This window comes from Psychrobacter sp. 1U2, assembly GCF_051847575.1.
In genome coordinates, this window is the sequence record NZ_JBPYDC010001906.1 from 1 (window position 1) to 501 (window position 501).

General features: G+C 40.1%; 1 protein-coding gene. It reads left to right on the forward strand.

What is annotated here, in order from left to right; translation table 11 throughout:
* Nucleotides 1-307: Na+/H+ antiporter NhaC family protein (locus ACS8FD_RS25060; protein ID WP_439277839.1), on the forward strand; the 307-nt coding region annotated here is incomplete at its 5' end.
* Nucleotides 308-501 lie beyond the last annotated feature (194 nt).

The window sequence follows — 501 nt, forward strand, 5'->3', positions numbered from 1 at the left end:
CGTGCTGATCGGTGAGCAGTATTTAAGTATCTTACTCTCAGGTACCGCGTTTCGTCCGATATTTGAGCGCTTAAACTTACATCCAAAGAACTTATCTCGTACCATCGAGGATGCAGGTACAGTCATCAATCCACTCGTACCTTGGAGTGTGTGCGGGGTATTTATCAGTCAAGCATTAGGCGTGCCAGTACTGGATTATCTACCTTATGCGTTTTTCTGTTATTTATCGCTACTGTTGACGTTGTTATTTGGTTTTACGGGGCTTACCATTAGTCGTAAGGATGGCACCAAAGTATCCGCTCGATAGTTAAGTTTTAGTGACGATTCTATATTTTGCTAATGCTTACTTAAACCAATAAAGCCGTCCCAAATTTTTGGTGACGGCTTTATTGGTTTTGAGTCAGTCAAAGGCTGATTTTAGGCTATCTAACAGTTTTGCTATCTGTCTATCTCACTGTCTAACCTAACAATGTCATTATCTAACAATGTCATTATCTAACA